The following is a 19,357-nucleotide window of genomic DNA, read 5'->3' on the forward strand; positions in this document are numbered from 1 at the left end:
AAAACAGCAGCTGAAGCCATCTGGTTTCGCTGCGCTACGCATTTATGGGGATAACGCGGCGTTCTGCATTGTTTATAACCGCCGGATCGGCGAAAATGCCGGCCATTGATGATTAATCGCCTGTGAAATTGCCCCCGCGCCGTCTGCGCAGCGGCAGCACAGCACCAAACAGAGTTTTTTCATGTCTAATGCACCCTTTATGCAAGAGGTGGCTCGTCGCCGCACTTTTGCCATCATTTCTCACCCGGATGCCGGTAAAACCACCATCACTGAAAAAGTGTTGCTGTTCGGACAGGCTATTCAGACCGCCGGTACGGTAAAAGGCCGTGGCTCTAACCAGCACGCCAAATCGGACTGGATGGAGATGGAAAAGCAGCGTGGTATCTCGATCACCACCTCCGTGATGCAGTTCCCGTACCGCGAATGCCTGATTAACCTGCTGGATACGCCGGGACACGAAGACTTCTCCGAAGATACTTACCGTACGCTGACGGCGGTCGACTGCTGTCTGATGGTGATCGATGCCGCAAAAGGCGTTGAGGATCGTACCCGCAAGCTGATGGAAGTGACCCGTCTGCGCGACACGCCGATCCTGACCTTTATGAACAAACTGGACCGCGATATCCGCGATCCAATGGAAGTGCTGGATGAAGTGGAAAGCGAGCTGAAAATTGCCTGCGCGCCGATCACCTGGCCAATCGGTTGTGGCAAGTTGTTTAAGGGTGTGTACCACCTTTATAAAGACGAAACCTACCTCTACCAGAGCGGTAAAGGGCGCACCATTCAGGACGTGCGCATCGTCAAAGGGCTTAATAACCCGGATCTGGATGCCGCCATCGGTGAAGAGCTGGCCGTTCAGCTGCGTGAAGAGTTGGAGCTGGTACAGGGCGCTTCCCACGAGTTTGATAAAGAACAGTTCCTCGCCGGCAAGCTAAGCCCGGTATTCTTTGGTACTGCACTGGGTAACTTTGGTGTGGACCATATGCTGGATGGCCTGTGCGACTGGGCACCGTCGCCAATGCCGCGTCAGACCACGCTGCGCACCGTGACCGCGGCCGACGAAAAGTTCACCGGCTTCATCTTTAAGATCCAGGCGAATATGGATCCAAAACACCGTGACCGCGTGGCCTTTATGCGCGTGGTGTCCGGCAAATATGAAAAAGGCATGAAGCTGCGTCAGGTCCGTCTGGGCAAAGACGTGGTGATTGCCGATGCGCTGACCTTTATGGCCGGTGACCGTTCGCACGTTGAGGAAGCCTATCCGGGCGATATCATCGGGCTGCACAACCACGGCACCATCCAGATCGGCGATACCTTCACTCAGGGTGAAAACATGAAGTTCACCGGGATTCCGAACTTCGCCCCTGAGCTGTTCCGTCGTATTCGTCTGCGCGATCCGCTGAAGCAGAAGCAGTTGCTGAAAGGCCTGGTTCAGCTGTCGGAAGAGGGTGCCGTGCAGGTGTTCCGTCCGGTACACAATAACGATCTGATTGTTGGCGCCGTCGGTGTACTGCAGTTTGAAGTGGTTGTGGCGCGTCTGAAGAGCGAATACAACGTGGAAGCCATCTACGAAGCGATCAACGTTTCAACCGCGCGTTGGGTTGAATGCAGCGATGCCAAGAAGTTTGATGAGTTCCAGCGTAAAAACGAAGTGAACCTGGCGCTGGATGGCGGGGATAACCTGACCTACATCGCGCCGACCATGGTAAACCTGAACATTACTCAGGAACGTTATCCTGAAGTGGTGTTCCGCAAAACGCGCGAACACTAACAGATAATCAGGTCTGGTCTATACTGGAAAAAGCGATGCAATATGCATCGTTTTTTTTTCGCCTTCCTCTCCACACCGCTTTCCGCCCCCCGTTTTTTACAGACTGCTCTTAAAAAACCTGCTTTTTGTGCATTTATCCATCATATCAACCACAAGCGGCGGTGAAATCCTGACGAGCGTCTATATTTAATCTCAACGGACGCAAAATATGCGGCGGTAAGCTGCAACGTCTCTCCTACTGCAGTCACGCCGTTTGTGACTGAAACCTCACAGTTGTGAGTGCAAAACACATGAAGAAGGAATAATCGATGAACACGACTAAGATTACTAAAACTCTGATGGCTGTACTGGTAGGTTCTGCGCTGGTAAGTGGTTCTGCAATGGCAGAAGACACCATGATGAACAAAACGCAGAATGCTGCTGACAACGCGGGTTCCAAAATCGATAGTTCAATGAAATCAGTCGGTGGGTACATGGATGACAGCGGCGTGACTGCCAAGGTGAAAGCCGCTCTGGTAGACAACGACGCAATCAAAAGCACAGACATCTCTGTTAAGACCCATTCAGGCGTCGTGACGCTGAGTGGTTTTGTACCGTCGCAGGATCAGGCCGAACTGGCTGTTGCGGCGGCCAAAAAAGTCGAAGGCGTTAAATCTGTTAGCGACAAACTACACGTAAAAGACAGCACTAAAGCCAGCGTCAGCGGTTATGCCGGTGATACGGCAACGACCAGCGAAATTAAAGCTAAACTGTTAGCTGACGACATCGTGCCATCACGTAACGTGAAAGTTGAAACCACCAACGGTGTTGTCCAGCTTTCCGGTACGGTGAAAAGCCAGGCGCAGTCTGAACGTGCCGAAAGCATCGCTAAAGCGATTGATGGTGTGAAAAGCGTTAAAAACGATCTGACTGTGAAGTCATAAAGCAGTCGCGGACCGGCTGATAACAGGACGGTCCGCAACTGAAATGTTTGAAGAAAATAATCCACTTTCGCCGGTTTCGGCAGAGTAAATAAATCAGGCAGTTTGATTTTCTACATATAGGGTAAGGAGAGGCTTATGTTTCGTTGGGGCATTATTTTTCTGATTATTGCGCTTATCGCAGCAGCGTTAGGTTTTGGTGGTCTGGCTGGTACAGCCGCTTGGGCAGCTAAAATCGTCTTCGTTGTCGGTATCATTATCTTCCTGATCAGCCTGTTCACCGGCCGCAAGAAGTTATAGATCCAATAACAGATGTTTCAATGAAGGCCAGTCACTGACTGGCCTTTAGCATTTCTGGCTTTACACATTCTGCCGCAAAAAACGGCAAACAGTTACCGTCCATCCAGGGTATCCTCCGGTCTTCAACTCCCTCAGAGGATCTCACCATTGGGCAAGCGCATCCCTATAACCCTCGGCAATATTGAGCCGCTGGCGTTAACCCCTTTTCGTCCGGGCAAACTGGCCCTGGTCTGCGAAGGCGGCGGGCAGCGCGGGATCTTTACTGCCGGCGTGCTGGATGAATTCCAGCGGGCAAAATTCAACCCCTTTGATTTGATGCTGGGCACCTCTGCCGGGGCGCAGAATCTCTCTGCCTATGTCTGCGGCCAGCCGGGCTATGCCCGCAGAGTGATCACCCGTTACACCACCAGTAAACTGTTTTTCGATCCGTTGCGCTTTGTGCGCGGCGGGCACCTGATCGATCTCGACTGGCTGGTGGATGTCACCTCTCAGGAATTCCCGCTGGCGATAGAAGCCGGTGAGAAGATGTTCTCCGCAGGCCGCGAATTCTATATGTGCGCCTGCCGCAGCGACGATTATTCGCCGGGCTATTTTGCCCCGACCGCCGCCAACTGGATGAACATCATTAAGGCTTCCAGCGCCATTCCGGGTCTGTATCGTCCCGGCGTGGATATGGACGGCATCAGCTATCTCGATGGTGGGATCAGCGATGCCATTCCGGTGCGTGAAGCGGCGCGTCGCGGGGCCGATACCATCGTGGTGATCCGCACCGTTCCTTCGCAGATGACCTATACGCCACAGTGGCTGAAGCGCATTGAGCGCTGGCTGAGCGACAGTGCGCTGCAGCCGTTGGTCAATATCATGCATCTGCATGAAGACAGCTACCGCGAGACGCAGGACTTTATTGACAATCCGCCGGGTAATCTGCGGATTATTGAGATCTTCCCGCCGCATGCGCTCGCCAGCATGGCGCTGGGCAGTCGCGTGGCCTCGCTGAATCAGGATTATCATCTGGGACGCCGTTGCGGCCGCTATTTCCTCGCCACCGTGGGGCAATGGTTGCAGGAGAATGAGACGCTGCTGAGTACCAAACCGGTGGTGCCACCTGCGCCGGTGGCCAACGAACCGGTGCGGGATGGCGTGATTCTCGATCCGCTGGCGGGCAACGATGCCGATTACGATAAGGGCTCGCTGGCATGACACCCACGTTTATCGATACCCATTGTCACTTCGATTTTGCGCCGTTTTCTGGCAACGAAGAAGAGAGCCTGCGTCTGGCGGCAGCGGCAGGGGTGGAGAAAATCATTGTGGTCGGCGTGTCGGCTGACCGCTTCGCAGGCGTAATGGCGCTGGCAGAGCAATGGCCACCGCTATATGCCGCGTTGGGCACCCATCCGATGGCTATCGCGCAGCATGATGATTCACATCTGGACCAGCTGGAAGCGGTGCTGAAACAGCTGCCGAAAAAGCTGGTGGCGATCGGCGAGATCGGCCTCGATCTGTTTATCGACAATCCCCAGTTTGATAAGCAGGAGCGGGTGCTGGATGCGCAAATCCGGCTGGCAAAGCAGTACGATCTGCCGGTGATCCTGCACTCCCGCCGCACCCACGATAAGTTAGCCCTGCATCTGCGACGCCTCGATCTTCCTCGCCGTGGCGTGGTGCACGGCTTCGCCGGCAGCGAACAGCAGGCGCTGGCCTTTATCCGCGCCGGCTATGCCATCGGTGTGGGCGGCACCATTACCTATGAACGCGCCAGCAAAACCCGCAATACCATCGCACGGCTGCCGCTGACCTCGCTGCTGCTGGAAACCGACGCGCCGGATATGCCGCTGCAGGGCTTTCAGGGTCAGGCCAATCGCCCCGAGCGGGTAAAGAACGTCTGGCAAAGCCTGTGCGAACTGCGGGAAGAATCCCCGCAGGAAATAGCCGAAACCCTTCTTGAGAACACCCGCACTCTTTTTCAGCTCTGACTGGCTAAACTCTTAAAGTCCCCTGCGAGACGGTGCGCCTTTGGCCTGCCGGGTCTACTGTCATCTGCATCTGCTACACTGAACGATGAATGTTATAATTATAACATTTTCTGATGATGTCAGCTAAAATCAGGCTCTGTTGCGCAACAATGGCCGTATCGGGCAGGTTAACAGGCTATTTATGTGATATTAATCACATTGCATGTACAATGCTTGCAACAGTAATTCCCTGTTCGTGAATTTCATCACGGAAGTGGCTCAGCCTTTTCCGTTATTATTTTAACATCACAGCCCTTCGCGGGCTCAGGCGGAAGGAATTCTTGCCCGGCATCCGGGAAGCCGCCTTAAACCTTGTCTGGAGAACAGAATGACTGACGTAACCGCAGCGGCCGTACGTGCCCTGAAACTGATGGATCTGACCACGCTGAATGATGACGACACCGATGCGAAAGTGATCGCGCTGTGCCATCAGGCAAAATCCCCGGCGGGCAATACCGCGGCGATCTGCATCTATCCGCGCTTTATCCCGATTGCCCGTAAAACGCTGCGCGAGCAGGGCACGCCGGATATCCGCATTGCCACCGTCACCAACTTCCCGCACGGCAACGACGACAAAGAAATTGCCCTGGCAGAAACCCACGCGGCGATCGCCTACGGGGCTGACGAAGTCGACGTGGTGTTCCCTTACCGCGCGCTGATGGCCGGTAACGAAGAGATTGGCTACGAGATCGTGAGCGCCTGTAAAGAAGCCTGCGCCGAAGCCGACGTGCTGCTGAAGGTGATTATCGAAACCGGCGAGCTGAAGGATGCGGCACTGATCCGTAAAGCCTCTGAAATTGCCATCGAGGCGGGCGCTGACTTTATCAAAACCTCCACCGGTAAAGTGCCGGTCAATGCCACCCCGGAAGTGGCAAAAATCATGCTGCAAGTGATTGCTGACAAAGGCGTTAAGCACCAGGTGGGCTTCAAGCCGGCTGGCGGCGTGCGTACCGCGGACGATGCGGCAATTTACCTGAAGCTGGCCGATGACATTCTCGGCAGCGACTGGGCCGATGCCCGTCACTTCCGTTTTGGCGCGTCCAGCCTGTTAGCCAGCCTGCTGGAAACGGCGGGTCATGCTGGAGCCAAGAGCGACTCCGCTTACTAGTCTGACTGGCGACCCCGCCAACCTCAGCCGCAAGGGCGAAAATCATTTCGCCCTCACTACCGCAACCACCAGGGGGCAACGTGTTCCTGCCACAAGAAATTATCCGTAAAAAAAGAGATGGCCAGCCGCTGACGGAAGAAGAGATCCGCTTCTTTATTAATGGCGTGCGTGATAACACCGTGTCTGAAGGGCAAATCGCCGCGCTGGCGATGACCATTTATTTCCACGATATGACGCTGCAGGAGCGGGTCGCGCTGACCATGGCGATGCGCGACTCCGGCTCGGTACTCAACTGGAAGGCGCTGAATCTTAACGGCCCGATCGTGGACAAGCACTCAACCGGCGGCGTGGGCGATGTAACCTCGCTGATGCTCGGTCCGATGGTGGCGGCATGCGGTGGCTATGTGCCGATGATTTCTGGCCGTGGCCTCGGCCACACGGGCGGGACGCTGGACAAGCTGGAAGCCATTCCGGGCTTTGATATCTTCCCTGATGACGAGACGTTCCGTCGCATCATCAAAGACGTCGGCGTGGCGATTATCGGCCAGACCAACTCGCTGGCGCCTGCGGATAAGCGTTTCTACGCCACCCGCGACATCACCGCGACCGTCGATTCGATTCCGCTGATCACTGCCTCGATCCTCGCCAAAAAACTGGCGGAAGGTCTGGATGCGCTGGTGATGGACGTTAAAGTCGGCTCCGGGGCCTTTATGCCGACCTTCGAACAGTCCGAGCTGCTGGCCCAGTCGATTGTTGGCGTGGCGAACGGCGCGGGCTGTAAAACCACCGCGCTGTTAACCGATATGAATCAGGTGCTGGCGTCAAGTGCCGGTAATGCGCTGGAAGTGCGTGAAGCCGTGCGCTTCCTGACCGGCGAATACCGCAATCCACGCCTGCTGGAAGTGACGCTGGCTTTGAGTGCGGAAATGCTGGTGTCCGGTGGGCTTGCGGCCAATACCGACGAAGCCACCGGCAAACTGCAGGCGGTGCTGGATAACGGCAAGGCAGCAGAAATCTTTGCGCGCATGGTCGCGGCGCAAAAAGGCCCGACAGACTTTATCGAGCAGATGGATAAATATTTACCGGCGCCGATGCTCAGCAAGGCGGTGTATGCCGACAAGCCGGGCATCGTCAGCGCAATGGATACTCGTGCGCTCGGCATGGCGGTGGTGTCGATGGGCGGCGGTCGTCGTCAGGCCAGCGATCCGCTCGATTACAGCGTCGGATTCAGTGAGATGGCGCAACTGGGTGACCGTGCAGACAACCAGCGTCCGCTGGCGGTGATCCACGCCGCTACGGAAACCGCCTGGCAGGAAGCCGCTGAGGCGATGAAGCGCGCGGTGACCTTAAGCGAAAATGCGCCGGCCCAGACCCCAGTTATCTATCGCAGAATTAGCGGATAAGCGTCATACTGTTCGGATCGATAAAATTTACGCTCAGCGCGTCACAGACGCAGGAGATCAGGATGAAACGTGTATTTATCATGGTGCTCGACTCCTTCGGGATCGGCTCCAGCAAAGATGCCCATAAATTTGGTGATGAAGGCTCTGATACCCTCGGGCACATTGCCGAGGCGTGCTTCAAGGGCGAAGCGGACATTGGACGTAAAGGCCCGCTGCACCTGCCAAATCTCACGGCCTTAGGCCTGGGCAAAGCAGCGGAAGAGTCGACCGGAAAATTCCCGCTGGGGCTGGATAAAGACGCCGAAATTACCGGCGCTTATGCCTATGCCAGTGAACTCTCTTCCGGCAAAGACACGCCGTCAGGCCACTGGGAAATCGCCGGTGTGCCGGTGCTGTTCGACTGGGGATATTTCAGCGACAAAGAGAACAGCTTCCCGCAGGAATTGCTGGATCTGCTGGTTGAGAAGGCCGACCTGCCAGGCTACCTCGGCAACTGCCACTCGTCAGGTACGGTGATCCTCGATCAGCTTGGCGAAGAGCATATGAAAACCGGCAAGCCGATTTTCTACACTTCCGCTGACTCGGTGTTCCAGATTGCCTGCCACGAAGAGACCTTCGGGCTGGAACGTCTGTATGCGCTGTGTGAAATCGCCCGTGAGGCCTTAACCGAAGGCGGCTACAACATTGGCCGGGTGATCGCCCGTCCGTTTGTTGGCGATAAGCCAGGCAACTTCGAGCGCACCGGCAATCGTCATGACCTGGCGGTAGAACCCCCTGCGCCAACCATCCTGAAAAAACTGGTGGATGAGCAGAATGGCCAGGTGATTTCGGTCGGTAAAATTGCCGATATCTACGCCCACGTTGGCATCACCAAAAAAGTGAAGGCCACCGGGCTGGATGCGCTGTTTGACGCCACCGTTGCCGAGATGAAAATCGCGCCGGACAACAGCATCGTCTTCACCAACTTTGTCGACTTTGACTCCACCTGGGGACATCGTCGCGATATCCCGGGTTATGCCGGTGGCCTTGAGCTGTTCGACCGCCGTCTGCCGGAGTTGATGGCGCAGGTGAAAGAGGGCGATATTCTGATCCTCACCGCCGACCACGGCTGTGACCCAAGCTGGGAAGGCACCGAGCATACCCGCGAGCACATCCCGGTGCTGATTTACGGCCCAGGCGTGAAGCCGGGATCGTTAGGCTATCGCGAGACCTTCGCCGACATCGGCCAGACCGTCGCGAACTATTTTGGCCTTTCCGATATGGAATACGGCAAATCCATGCTGTAATCTGCGCAACCTAAACGACCAGCGCTAAGGCGCTGGCCAGACTGAAAAAAGGATGAAAAATGGCTACCCCTCATATTAATGCAGAAATGGGTGATTTCGCTGACGTGGTGCTGATGCCGGGCGATCCGCTGCGCGCAAAACATATCGCAGAAACCTTCCTGCAGGACGCGGTAGAAGTGAATAACGTGCGTGGCATGCTGGGCTACACCGGCACCTATAAAGGCCGTAAAATTTCGGTGATGGGCCACGGCATGGGCATTCCTTCCTGCTCAATCTATGCGAAAGAGCTGATCACCGATTTCGGCGTGAAGAAGATCATTCGTGTGGGTTCATGCGGCGCGGTGCGTTCAGACGTGAAGCTGCGTGACGTGGTGATCGGCATGGGTGCATCTACCGATTCCAAAGTGAACCGCATGCGTTTCAAAGATCACGATTTCGCCGCGATTGCCGATTTCGAGATGGTGCGTAACGCCGTCGATGCGGCCAAAGCGCTGGGCGTGTCTGCCCGCGTTGGCAACATCTTCTCTGCTGACCTGTTCTATACGCCAGATCCGCAGATGTTCGACGTGATGGAGAAGTACGGCATCCTGGGCGTGGAAATGGAAGCCGCCGGTATTTACGGCGTGGCTGCAGAGTTCGGTGCGAAAGCGCTGGCCATCTGTACCGTTTCCGACCACATCCGCAGCGGTGAGCAAACCACGGCGGCTGAGCGCCAGACCACGTTCAGCGAGATGATTGAAATCGCGCTGGAATCTGTGCTGCTGGGCGATAAAGAAGCGTAATCTAACGCCTTCTGCTGGCCGGGCAATCCGGCCAGCAGTGATATTAATGAACGTCCCCTCCGTAAAGTCTTCAGTAGAAATCACTAAAGTATCTATTCATCTTTCCCCACCATTTTTTATCATTTTTATGTCTTTTCAGCCGATTAAGTGCTAATGATCTATTCAAGTATCTATTCACGAATCTATTCACCATGTCTGATTTAACCACGCTTCTTTTGCAAGGGCCGCTGGATGCGACAACATTGACTGCCCGTCTGGCAATTAGCCAGGCCACGCTCTCGCGTCTGATTGCTGCCCATCCGCAGGTGATGAAATATGGTCGCGCACGCGCGACCCGCTATGCATTGCTGCGCCCCTTGCGTGAGGAGAGTCACTTCCCGCTCTGGCAGATTGATGAACAGGGGCATTCTCATCATGCCGGGCAGCTGTTCAGTGTCTGGCCGGCCGGCAGTTGCGTGGTGGAAGATGCACAGGGCAACTGGCAGCATTTTGCGGGATTGCCCTGGTATCTCAGTGATATGCGCCCGCAGGGTTTTCTCGGCAGGGCATGGGGGCGCGAGTGCGCGCGGCAGCTGGGGTTGCCGGAAGATATCCGCCAGTGGAATGACGATCACAGCCTGCTGGCATTGACTGCCAGAGGCAGCGATATCTCGGGTAGCTGGCTGATTGGCCGTGAAAGTTACCATCAGTGGCTTCAGCAACCCGCGCCAACGCCGGTGACGTCGGCTCTGTATCCTGAGCTGGCGCAGAGAGTGCTGGCGGGAGAAGAAGTCGGTTCTTCGGCGGGCGGCGAACAGCCAAAATTTGCCTGTTACACCCAGCTGGCGGATGGCGAGAATGCGCATGTGCTGGTGAAGTTCACGCCCGCACGGCGAAACGAAAACAGCCAGCGTTGGTGTGATTTACTGCGGGCCGAGGCGTTGGCCTTGCAGGTTCTGAGGGAAGAGGGCGTGTCGGCGGCCGAGGCCACCATCCTCTCAGGCGCGGAAGAGCAGCTGTTTCTTGAAGTGGTCAGGTTCGATCGGTTGGGCGAAAGAGGCCGACGCAGCATGGTGTCGCTGGAGTCTGTGCAGGCCGAATTTACTGGCCAACAGTCCCGCTGGCCGCAGGCACTCAGCGCGCTGGTCAGCCAAAAAATGATTGTGACGCCGGATGCCGAACGCGGCACCCTGCAATGGGCATTTGGCAAGCTGATCGCGAATGGCGATATGCATGCTGGCAACCTGGCCTTTTTCCTCACCTCGCCGACGCTGACGCTAACGCCGGCCTACGACATGTTGCCGATGAGCTTCGCCCCCAACAGCGCGGGCTATATGCGTTCAGACGCGCCGGTGATTGAACTGGATAGCAGCGTGGGGCGAACGGTCTGGCAAAAAGCACTGGCCATGGCCGATCGTTACTGGCTACAGATGAGTAGTGATGATGCCTGGAGTGAGGATTTTCGGCGCATTGCGCAGGAGATGCAAAAAGGGCTCAAATCGCTTGAGCCCCACATCGCCCGCATGGCCTGATTACGGTTTATCAGCCTGGGCCGGCGCGTCGCGGGTCTCGTCGTCGTCTTCCTTCACCGGGTTATTGGCGGTCAGCAGGAAAGGCGATTGTTGCCAGCGGGTGCGGCGGTCGCGCAGCAGGGTCCGGCTGAGGATAATCCCGATAGCCAGTGCCAGCAGCATCATCAGGCGCAGAATATTGGTGGTGTTATCCACCTGCTTGGATTCCGTCACCAGCACGTGCGTATCCAGGGTGACGCGCAGGAAGCCGCGCGGGCCTTCAGCGCTGTCCAGCGACTGCACCAGCTGATGGTTGAAGTAGCTCCCGGCTCGCTGCCCGTCCAGCGCCAGACGGTCGCGCACGTTAATGGTTTCGCCGCTGTGGGCCAGTAAGGTGCCGTCGTCGTCGTAGACAGAGGCATCAAGGATGCGGCTCTCTTTGGTGAGCTGGGCGAGGATATCGACGATCTGCTGGTGGTTATCGTCGCTGTTTTCCATCAGCGGCGTCAGGCTGAACGCCACCTGGCGCGTCAGCGTGCGGGCCAGTTCATCCACCTGCTCGGAACGTGCCATCTGGTGGCTCAGACTGAACCACGACGCACCCTGCATCAGCACCACCAGTAAGGTCAGGCAGATCAGCACGATTGCCGTGCGATGCAGACGAAATTTAAGTTTGGCCTTTGCCATCTGTACCCTTCACACTTTATGCACGAACCAGCGTTCGTCTCGAGCTTTATGTTGCCAGAAGCGGGGCTGACAGGGTAGCCTCTTGCGTGGTTAAAATGTCCTTTCAGGAGCTGTAATGCCAAATAGTCTGACCTGGTGCGACCTGCCATCTGATGTCTCTCTCTGGCCGGGTTTACCTCTTTCTCTAAGTGGCGATGAAGTGATGCCGCTGGACTACCGCGCTGGCCGTACCGGCTGGCTTCTGTATGGTCGCGATCTGAATAAAGACAGCCTGACGCATCTTCAGCATCAGCTGGGTGCGGCGATGGTGATTGTCAGTGCCTGGCGCGTGGCGGATTACCACGTTGTCCGTCTGGCCGGTTCGCTGACCGCGCGCGCCACGCAGCTGGCCCACGATGCCGGTCTGGACGTTGCGCCGCTGGGGAAAATCCCGCATCTGAAAACCCCAGGCCTGCTGGTGATGGACATGGACTCGACGGCCATCGAAGTCGAGTGCATTGATGAGATCGCCAAACTGGCGGGCTGCGGTGAAATGGTGGCAGAAGTGACTGAACGCGCGATGCGTGGCGAGCTGGATTTTGCCGCCAGCCTGCGTCAGCGCGTGGCGACCCTGAAAGATGCCGATGCCAATATCTTAAAAAAAGTGCGTGACGAACTGCCGCTGATGCCGGGCCTGACTGAGCTGGTGCAGCAATTGCAGGCGCTGGGCTGGCATGTGGCGATTGCCTCCGGCGGCTTCACCTACTTTGCCGAGTACCTGCGCGATAAGCTGCGTCTGTCTGCGATTGCCGCCAATGTGCTGGAAATTCGCGACGGCAAGCTGACTGGCGAAGTGCTGGGCGATATCGTTGATGCCCAATACAAAGCCGATACGCTGTTAAAGCTGGCCGGGCGTTTTGAAATCGCGCCTGAGCAGACCGTGGCCATCGGTGATGGCGCTAACGACTTGCTGATGATTAAGGCGTCCGCGTTGGGCATTGCCTATCACGCCAAGCCGAAAGTGAACGAGCAGACAGAAGTGATCATCCGCCATGCGGATTTAATGGGCGTGCTGTGTATTCTCAGCGGCAGCCTGATCCATGAAGAGCGTTAAGGGGTAGATTTGGCCAAAGCGGTAAAGCGCGCCTTTGTTTGTAATGAATGCGGCGCCGATTATCCTCGCTGGCAGGGGCAATGCAGCGCCTGTCAGGCCTGGAACACCATCACCGAAGTGCGCCTCGCAGCGTCGCCGACCGTGGCGCGCAACGAGCGCCTCACCGGTTATGCCGGCAGCGCGGGGCCAAGCCGCGTGCAGAAGCTGTCGGAAATCAGCCTTGAGGCATTGCCGCGCTTCTCAACCGGCTTTAAAGAGTTTGACCGGGTGCTGGGTGGCGGCGTGGTGCCAGGCAGTGCCATTCTGATTGGCGGCAGTCCCGGTGCCGGGAAAAGTACGCTGCTGCTGCAAACCCTGTGCAAGCTGGCCGAGGGGATGAAAACCCTGTACGTCACCGGCGAAGAGTCTCTTCAGCAGGTGGCGATGCGCGCGCACCGGCTGGGTCTGCCGACCGAAAACCTCAACATGCTGTCGGAAACCAGCATCGAGCAGATCTGCCTGATTGCCGAGCAGGAACAACCCCGGCTGATGGTGATCGACTCGATTCAGGTGATGCATATGGCGGATATTCAGTCTTCGCCAGGCAGCGTGGCTCAGGTGCGTGAAACCGCCGCCTATCTGACCCGCTTCGCCAAAACCCGTGGCGTGGCGATCATCATGGTCGGCCACGTCACCAAAGATGGTTCGCTGGCCGGGCCGAAAGTCCTTGAGCACTGCATCGACTGTTCGGTGCTGTTGGATGGCGATGCGGACTCCCGTTTCCGCACGCTGCGCAGCCACAAGAACCGCTTTGGTGCGGTGAACGAACTGGGCGTGTTCGCCATGACCGAACAGGGCCTGCGCGAAGTCAGCAACCCGTCCGCCATCTTCCTTAGCCGGGGTGAAGAAGTCACTTCCGGCAGCTCGGTGATGGTGCTGTGGGAAGGCACGCGTCCGCTGCTGGTAGAGATTCAGGCGCTGGTGGACCATTCAATGATGGGCAACCCACGGCGTGTTGCCGTCGGGCTGGAGCAGAACCGTCTGGCGATCCTGCTGGCGGTGCTGCACCGTCATGGTGGCCTGCAGATGGCCGATCAGGATGTGTTCGTGAACGTGGTCGGCGGCGTTAAAGTCACCGAAACCAGTGCCGATCTGGCGCTGATGCTGTCGATGGTGTCCAGCCTGCGCGATCGTCCACTGCCACAGGATTTGGTGGTATTTGGCGAGGTGGGGCTGGCGGGTGAAATCCGTCCGGTGCCAAGCGGGCAGGAACGCATTTCCGAAGCGGCCAAGCACGGCTTCCGTCGGGCTATCGTGCCGGCGGCTAACGTGCCGAAGAAACCCCCGGAAAATATGAAAGTGTATGGCGTGAAGAAGCTGGCCGATGCGCTGGCGATCCTTGAGGACTTATAACGCAGGAGGCATTGATGTCACCATTTGATTATTTGAAAACCGCCATTCGCCAGCAGGGCTGTACGCTGCAACAGGTGGCGGATGCGAGTGGCATGACCAAGGGCTATCTGAGCCAGCTGCTGAACGCCAAAATCAAAAGCCCCAGCGCGCAGAAGCTGGAAGCGCTGCACCGTTTTCTCGGGCTGGAGTTTCCGCGCCGGGAAAAAACCATCGGCGTGGTGTTCGGCAAATTCTATCCGCTGCATACCGGCCATATCTACCTGATCCAGCGCGCCTGTAGTCAGGTCGATGAGCTGCATATCATTATGGGTTACGACGAGCCGCGTGACCGTCAGCTGTTTGAAGCCAGCGCCATGTCGCAGCAGCCGACGGTGAGCGATCGCCTGCGCTGGCTGCTGCAAACCTTCAAATACCAGAAAAACATCCGTATCCACTCGTTCAACGAGGAAGGAATGGAGCCCTATCCGCACGGCTGGGATGTCTGGAGCCGCGGCATTAACGACTTTATGGAAAACCACGGCATTGTGCCCAACCGGGTTTACACCAGCGAAGAGTTCGATGCCCCGCAGTATCAGCAGCATCTGGGTATTGAAGCGGTGGTGGTCGATGCTAAGCGCTCGTTTATGAGCATCAGCGGCGCGCAAATTCGTCACGATCCGTTCCGCTACTGGGAATATATTCCGACCGAAGTGAAGCCGTTCTTTGTGCGTACGGTGGCGATTCTGGGCGGCGAATCCAGCGGTAAATCCACGCTGGTCAACAAGCTGGCCAACATCTTTAATACCACCAGTGCCTGGGAATTTGGCCGCGACTACGTCTTCTCCCATCTCGGCGGCGATGAGATGGCGTTGCAGTATTCCGACTACGACAAAATCGCCCTGGGTCAGGCGCAGTACATCGACTTTGCGGTGAAGTACGCCAATAAAGTGGCCTTTATCGACACCGATTTCGTCACCACCCAGGCCTTCTGCAAAAAATACGAAGGCCGCGAGCACCCGTTTGTGCAGGCGTTGATTGATGAATATCGTTTTGACCTGGTGATCCTGGTCGAGAATAACGTGCCCTGGGTGGCCGACGGATTACGCAGCCTGGGCAGTTCGGTGGATCGCAAAGAGTTCCAGACGCTGCTGGTCTCAATGCTGGAAGAGAACAACATCAGCTACGTGCACGTTGAGCAGGATAGCTACGATGAGCGCTTCCTGCGCTGCGTGGAGCTGGTGAAGGAAATGCTGGGGGCGTAAGCCTGAGGACGGCCGACAGCCGTGAAAAACTGAACGGCTGTCGGTAGTGCATTAAAAAAGGAGCCGGCCCACTGTTCAGCAGGCCGGGATTGGCATCAGTAAACCATCACCACTTTGCCGCGCATATGGCCTTCCAGCACCAGCCGGTGCGCTTCTGACAGCGTTTCAACGCTCAGGCCGTGCAGCGTCTTGCTAAGCGAGCTGCTGACCTTTCCGGCATCCAGCAGTTTCGCCGTGGCGTCCAGGATTTCACCCTGACGGGCAATATCCGGCGTGGTGTACATGCTGCGGGTGTACATAAACTCAAAGTGCAGCGCCGCGCTTTTCAGCTTCAGCTCGTTCATCTCTAACGGCTTTTCATTCTCGACGATGGTGCAGATATGCCCCTGCGGCGCAATCAGCTTAGCCATCGCATCCCAGTGGCCGTCGGTGTCATTCAGGCAGAAGATATAATCCACCTGCTTCAGGCCCTGCTTCTCCAGCTCGCCGGGCATGTCGTGGTAGTTGATCACCAGATCGGCACCGCGATCCTTGCACCATTGCACCGAATCCGGACGCGACGCGGTAGCAATCACTTTTACCTTGCTGTGCAGCTTGGCAAAGGGGATCGCCAGCGAGCCGACGCCGCCTGCACCGCCAACAATCAGCAGCGTTTTACCTTCTTCGGCCTTATCCAGCTGCAGACGGTCGAACAGACCTTCCCACGCGGTTAGCGCGGTAAGCGGAATTGCCGCCGATTCTGCCCAGTCTAACGACGTCGGCTTGTGGCCGGTGATGCGTGCGTCGATCAGCTGCTGGGTGGTGTTGCTGCCTGGACGGGTGATGTCGCCGGCGTAATACACTTCGTCACCGGGCTTAAATCCGCTGACCTTGCTGCCCACTTCCACCACCACGCCGCTGGCATCCCAACCGAGGATGCGCGGGTGCTGGAGTCCGTTTTTCTGTGCGCCTTTATGCACTTTGGTATCCACGGGATTTACCGAAGCGGCTTTAACGTCGACCAGCAGGTCGTATTCGCCTGGCGTCGGTTTCTCGACCTGGATCTCAATAAACTGCTGCGGTTTTTCTGGATTGATAGCAATCGCTTTGATTGTCATAGCGCATCTCCTTTAAGGTGTGTTATTCAGTGTAGAACCTAAGCAGGCTAATGATAAGCCGCACAATAACTAACGAAGTGTTCGTTTCAGGTAAACAATCATGTTTAAACAGCTGCAAGATATGGCCCTGTTTGCCCTGGTGGCCGAATGCGGCAGTTTCACCGGGGCGGCCAAAAAGGCAGGATTGCCGAAATCAAGCGTCAGTCAGCGCATCAGTCAGCTTGAGCAGGCACTGGGGCTGCGGCTGATTAACCGCACCACCCGCCAGCTGAACCTGACCTTTGCCGGCGAGCGCTACCTGGTGCATTGCCAGGAGATGATGCAGGCCAGCGAGCGCGCCAATGTGGCGATTGAACGTCTGCGGGATAACCCCAGTGGACGGCTGCGCATCACCTCACCGGCGGGAATTGGCGCCACGCTGCTGGCGCGTTTAAACGCCGCGTTTCAGCAGGAATACCCGGACGTCACGCTGGAAGTCTCAGTGTCCGATGAAGTCCGGGATATCGTGCTGGAGGGCTACGACGTGGCGCTGCGCACCGGACAGCCGCAGGACTCTTCGCTGATTGGGCGGCGAATTGGTTATTGCGAGCGGCTGCTGGTGGCTTCTAAGGGCTACCTTGAACAATATGAGGCGATCACGCATCCGCAGCAGCTGGCTGAACACCGCTGCATTGCGCACCGGGCGTGGAGCGAATGGCTGCTGAACCGTGGGGAAGAGTATTACCGCTGGCTGCTGCCGCCAACGCATATGACCGATAACCTGGTGTATGCGCGGGAGTGCGCGCTGGGCGATGCCGGGATCACGCTGCTGCCGCGATTTCTGACCCAGGAGATCCTGCCGGGAGGTGGTCTGGTGCAGGTGTTGCCGGACTGGCAGGTGGAAGGCAATGAGCTGTGGCTGGTCTATCCAAGCCGTAAGCTGAATTCGCCTGCGGTGGCGCGCTTTATTGATTACGCCTTGCAGTCGCCGGTGTTTCGGGAGTTTTATCAGTAACGTTGGGAAGCAGGGGACAACGCGAGTGCGTCCCGCAGAAGAAAAGCAGAGGGCGAATCGCTTCGCCCTCTGAGTGTTACTTGGTCATACGCTTGTACTTGATGCGTTTTGGCTCCAGCGCTTCTGCGCCCAGCGTCCGCTTCTTGTACTCTTCGTATTCGGTAAAGTTACCTTCGAAGAACTCGATCTTGCCTTCATCCTGATAATCGAGGATGTGGGTGGCAATACGGTCGAGGAACCAACGGTCATGCGAGATCACCATCGCACAGCCAGGGAACTCCAGCAGGGCGTTTTCCAGCGCGCGCAGGGTTTCAATGTCCAGGTCGTTGGTCGGTTCATCGAGCAGCAGCATGTTGCCGCCCACCTGCAGCAGCTTCGCCAGATGCAGACGGCCACGCTCACCACCGGACAGCTCGCCAACGCGTTTGCCCTGATCAACCCCTTTGAAGTTGAAGCGGCCCACGTAAGCACGGCTTGGCATCTCGGTGTTACCGACACGCATAATATCCTGCCCGCCGGACACTTCTTCCCACACGGTTTTGCTGTTATCCATGCTGTCGCGGAACTGATCGACCGAGGCCAGCTTCACGGTATCACCCAGCACGATGCTGCCTGAATCCGCTTCTTCCTGACCGGACATCATGCGGAACAGGGTCGATTTACCGGCACCGTTCGGCCCGATAATGCCGACGATAGCGCCTTTCGGCACCGAGAACGACAGGTCATCAATCAGCAGGCGATCGCCGTAAGACTTCCGCAGATTGGCCACTTCCACCACTTTATCGCCCAGGCGCGCGCCCGGTGGGATAAACAGTTCGTTGGTTTCGTTACGCTTCTGGTAATCGGTATTGTTCAGCTCTTCAAAGCGGGCCAGACGGGCCTTGCCTTTAGACTGACGGCCTTTAGCGCCCTGACGAACCCATTCCAGCTCTTTCTCAATGGATTTGCGACGGGCCGCTTCGCTTGACGCTTCCTGCGCCAGACGGGCATCTTTCTGCTCCAGCCAGGAAGAGTAGTTACCTTCCCATGGAATACCTTCGCCACGGTCCAGCTCCAGGATCCAGCCGGCCACGTTGTCGAGGAAGTAACGGTCGTGGGTAATTGCCACAACGGTGCCTTCGAAGTCATGCAGGAAGCGTTCCAGCCAGGCCACGGATTCTGCATCCAGGTGGTTGGTCGGTTCGTCCAGCAGCAGCATGTCCGGTTTTTCCAGCAGCAGGCGGCACAGCGCCACGCGGCGGCGTTCACCACCGGACAGGGTGGCGACTTTCGCATCCCACTCTGGCAGGCGCAGCGCGTCGGCAGCACGCTCGAGCTGGGTATTCAGGTTATGACCGTCGTGGGCCTGGATGATCTCTTCCAGCTTGCCCTGTTCGGCGGCCAGCTTGTCGAAGTCCGCGTCTTCTTCCGCATACAGCGCGTAGACTTCGTCCAGACGCTTCAGCGCGCCAACCACTTCCGCCAGCGCTTCCTCAACGGATTCGCGCACGGTGTGTTCCATATTCAGCTGCGGTTCCTGCGGCAGGTAACCGATTTTCAGGCCGGGCTGTGGACGCGCTTCCCCTTCGATATCCTTGTCGATACCGGCCATGATGCGCAGCAGGGTGGATTTACCGGAGCCATTCAGACCCAGCACGCCGATTTTGGCGCCAGGGAAGAAGCTAAGGGAGATATTTTTCAGAATGTGACGCTTCGGCGGAACCACTTTGCCGACGCGATGCATGCTATAGACGAATTGAGCCACGTAGGATGAGCCTCTTGGTGTCTGTGTGTTAATTGGG

The 19,357-nt window shown here is 57.0% G+C and carries 17 protein-coding genes; 14 read left to right on the forward strand and 3 right to left on the reverse strand.

Annotation, left to right across the window (positions count from 1 at the left end; all coding sequences use genetic code 11):
* Positions 1-181: 181 nt before the first annotated feature.
* From prfC to yjjJ, 10 genes are all read left to right on the forward strand, one after another.
* Entirely contained in the window at positions 182-1,771 is a 1,590-nt protein-coding gene (gene prfC, locus EBC_RS04635) for a peptide chain release factor 3 (protein ID WP_013200639.1), read from the forward strand.
* 308 nt (positions 1,772-2,079) lie between these two features.
* A complete protein-coding gene (gene osmY / locus EBC_RS04640) occupies positions 2,080-2,694 on the forward strand; it encodes a molecular chaperone OsmY (RefSeq protein ID WP_013200640.1) in 615 nt (204 codons plus the stop codon).
* A gap of 135 nt (positions 2,695-2,829) precedes the next feature.
* On the forward strand, positions 2,830-2,991 hold the full coding sequence (locus tag EBC_RS24780; protein WP_013200641.1) for a DUF1328 domain-containing protein: 162 nt from the start codon (positions 2,830-2,832) through the stop codon (positions 2,989-2,991).
* Positions 2,992-3,138: 147 nt separating this feature from the next.
* A complete protein-coding gene (locus EBC_RS04645) occupies positions 3,139-4,191 on the forward strand; it encodes a patatin-like phospholipase family protein (RefSeq protein ID WP_013200642.1) in 1,053 nt (350 codons plus the stop codon).
* On the forward strand, positions 4,188-4,964 hold the full coding sequence (locus tag EBC_RS04650) for a TatD family hydrolase (RefSeq protein WP_013200643.1): 777 nt from the start codon (positions 4,188-4,190) through the stop codon (positions 4,962-4,964). Before EBC_RS04645 ends, EBC_RS04650 begins: the two co-directional genes overlap by 4 nt.
* Before the next feature lie 367 nt (positions 4,965-5,331).
* Positions 5,332-6,111, forward strand: a complete 780-nt coding sequence (deoC, locus tag EBC_RS04655; protein WP_013200644.1) for a deoxyribose-phosphate aldolase — start codon at positions 5,332-5,334, stop codon at positions 6,109-6,111.
* Positions 6,112-6,191: 80 nt separating this feature from the next.
* Positions 6,192-7,514 (forward strand): thymidine phosphorylase, encoded by a 1,323-nt coding sequence (deoA, locus tag EBC_RS04660; protein ID WP_013200645.1) that lies wholly within the window; start codon positions 6,192-6,194, stop codon positions 7,512-7,514.
* A 62-nt stretch (positions 7,515-7,576) separates the two neighbouring features.
* The gene (deoB, locus tag EBC_RS04665; protein ID WP_013200646.1) at positions 7,577-8,800 is read left to right on the forward strand and encodes a phosphopentomutase; all 1,224 of its coding nucleotides are present in this window, start codon (positions 7,577-7,579) and stop codon (positions 8,798-8,800) included.
* Positions 8,801-8,859: 59 nt separating this feature from the next.
* The gene (gene deoD / locus EBC_RS04670; protein WP_013200647.1) at positions 8,860-9,582 is read left to right on the forward strand and encodes a purine-nucleoside phosphorylase; all 723 of its coding nucleotides are present in this window, start codon (positions 8,860-8,862) and stop codon (positions 9,580-9,582) included.
* A gap of 191 nt (positions 9,583-9,773) precedes the next feature.
* Entirely contained in the window at positions 9,774-11,093 is a 1,320-nt protein-coding gene (gene yjjJ, locus EBC_RS04675) for a type II toxin-antitoxin system HipA family toxin YjjJ (protein WP_013200648.1), read from the forward strand.
* On the opposite strand, the gene EBC_RS04680 is transcribed toward yjjJ, so the two are convergent.
* Positions 11,094-11,759, reverse strand: coding sequence for a YtjB family periplasmic protein (locus tag EBC_RS04680; protein ID WP_013200649.1), 666 nt, complete (start codon positions 11,757-11,759; stop codon positions 11,094-11,096).
* A gap of 115 nt (positions 11,760-11,874) precedes the next feature.
* On the opposite strand from EBC_RS04680, the gene serB reads away from it, so the two are divergent.
* From serB to nadR, 3 genes are read left to right on the forward strand one after another with little or no spacing between them, the layout of a single operon-like run.
* Entirely contained in the window at positions 11,875-12,852 is a 978-nt protein-coding gene (gene serB, locus EBC_RS04685; protein WP_013200650.1) for a phosphoserine phosphatase, read from the forward strand.
* Between the two features lie 9 nt (positions 12,853-12,861).
* On the forward strand, positions 12,862-14,244 hold the full coding sequence (radA, locus tag EBC_RS04690; RefSeq protein ID WP_013200651.1) for a DNA repair protein RadA: 1,383 nt from the start codon (positions 12,862-12,864) through the stop codon (positions 14,242-14,244).
* 14 nt (positions 14,245-14,258) lie between these two features.
* Positions 14,259-15,485: a multifunctional transcriptional regulator/nicotinamide-nucleotide adenylyltransferase/ribosylnicotinamide kinase NadR gene (gene nadR / locus EBC_RS04695; protein WP_013200652.1), complete on the forward strand. Its 1,227-nt coding sequence runs from the start codon at positions 14,259-14,261 to the stop codon at positions 15,483-15,485.
* A gap of 95 nt (positions 15,486-15,580) precedes the next feature.
* On the opposite strand, the gene EBC_RS04700 is transcribed toward nadR, so the two are convergent.
* Positions 15,581-16,582: a zinc-binding alcohol dehydrogenase family protein gene (locus EBC_RS04700; protein ID WP_013200653.1), complete on the reverse strand. Its 1,002-nt coding sequence runs from the start codon at positions 16,580-16,582 to the stop codon at positions 15,581-15,583.
* Between the two features lie 97 nt (positions 16,583-16,679).
* Between EBC_RS04700 and EBC_RS04705 the strand changes: the two genes are divergently transcribed.
* Positions 16,680-17,576 carry a LysR family transcriptional regulator gene (locus tag EBC_RS04705; protein ID WP_041691892.1) on the forward strand — a complete coding sequence of 299 codons (897 nt, stop codon included), beginning with the start codon at positions 16,680-16,682 and terminating at the stop codon, positions 17,574-17,576.
* Between the two features lie 76 nt (positions 17,577-17,652).
* Here the strand turns inward: EBC_RS04705 and ettA are convergent, their stop codons facing one another.
* Positions 17,653-19,320 (reverse strand): energy-dependent translational throttle protein EttA, encoded by a 1,668-nt coding sequence (ettA, locus tag EBC_RS04710; RefSeq protein WP_013200655.1) that lies wholly within the window; start codon positions 19,318-19,320, stop codon positions 17,653-17,655.
* Positions 19,321-19,357: the final 37 nt, after the last annotated feature.

Origin of the sequence: Erwinia billingiae Eb661, from assembly GCF_000196615.1 — a bacterium.
GTDB lineage: Bacteria > Pseudomonadota > Gammaproteobacteria > Enterobacterales > Enterobacteriaceae > Erwinia > Erwinia billingiae.